The sequence below is a fragment of the Flexithrix dorotheae DSM 6795 genome (assembly GCF_000379765.1).
GTDB classification, from domain to species: domain Bacteria; phylum Bacteroidota; class Bacteroidia; order Cytophagales; family Flammeovirgaceae; genus Flexithrix; species Flexithrix dorotheae.
The window spans coordinates 1-1322 of the sequence record NZ_KB903526.1 but is presented as its reverse complement, the minus strand read 5'-3'; the positions used below and the strand labels follow the sequence as shown (position 1 = coordinate 1322).

The 1322-nt window shown below is 45.8% G+C and carries 1 protein-coding gene; it reads right to left on the bottom strand.

Annotation, left to right across the window (positions count from 1 at the left end):
• Positions 1-1262 (bottom strand): toprim domain-containing protein (locus tag A3EM_RS46855; protein WP_245576608.1); only part of this gene is annotated, 1262 nt, incomplete at its 3' end.
• Positions 1263-1322 lie beyond the last annotated feature (60 nt).

Sequence of the window (1322 nt, the reverse complement as noted above, 5' to 3'; positions counted from 1 at the left end):
CCTTCATACAAATCGATCTTGCTGCGGTATTTTCTGCCTGTGTTTTTGTTTTCAATATGCAAACTGACTTTTAAGGCACTCATCGCCTGCCAGTCGTTATCCAGCCGTAAGCCGCCTTTTACGCTTAAAAGCAGCTCTGTAGTATCGTAAAGCAGGTTCAGTGGGTTGCTGCTGTTGAAGTTTCCGGTATTTTTAGTGCTAATTGTGGCTGTTTTTGCTGTAGGTTTTGTGGTAATTTTTTCTGGATTTTCAGTGGTTGCAGCTTTTTCCAGGGCAATTATTTTCGCCATTTCTACCGAGGTTGCTTTAGGCGCTTTCAGTGTTTTTCGCTCCTTTAATAAATGCTCAAAAAGCCCTTTCGCTTCTTCTGAGTGACTGACTAAAAGGCTGTTTACATCTTCGCCTTCTGGTGTTTCTATATGGCTAATAATCAGCTTTTCCATACGGCTGTGCAGCTTTTCTGCCAGTTGCATCGTGGCTGATTTGCCTGCTTCATCCCCATCTAAAAACAGGATGATTTCTTTTAAACCCTCCAGATTGCCCAGTGCCTGCCAGTGTTCGGCTGTGATGCCATTTGTGCCATACAAAGCCAGTACGGCATGATCTGTATGCGGTTGCAGACTGGCGGCATCGATAATGCTTTCGGTTAAAATCACTGTGGTAGTCGTGCCTTTGGGATAAGCCGGATACAGCCCACAGTGTCCTCCGGGCAGGTAAACGTGTTTTTTCTCACCAACAGCCCGACCGTAAAAACTGGCGGGTTTTCCTGCTGTATCCAGCAATGGAAAGATCACACATTGCTGAAAGTGAGGCGTGCCTTTTTGCTGTAGTCCGTATTTGGCAGCCGCTTTTCGCAAAGGCAATGCCCAGTGTTTCATGGATTTTTCGCCACAATAACCTGCTGCATTGTCTGCTAATCCCCTGGAACTTAAATACTCCTGTGCCTTCGGACTGCGCTTGATCCCTTCCCGGCAGCTTTCCCAGAACCTCATCATCATGGCTTGTCGGGAAAACTGGTTCACCGTTTTTTCAGTTGCCCCAATCAGGGTTTTGGCTTTGACAATCGCCTCATGCTTGCTGCATTTTTCCTTCAACTGAATAAAATCAATCACATCCCCAGTGCCAGCCGAACAGTTGCTGCTAAAACAACAGAAGGTATTGGTCTTTAAATAAATCCGCATGCTCGGAGTCTTGTCATCATGAAAAGGACAGCACAACTGATGCCCCCGCAGCATCCGCAACCCATAATGCGCCAGCACCATCTGAATAGTCAACTCCGATTTGATTTCTGGGATGGTCATTTGAGTGAAAAATTAATTTAA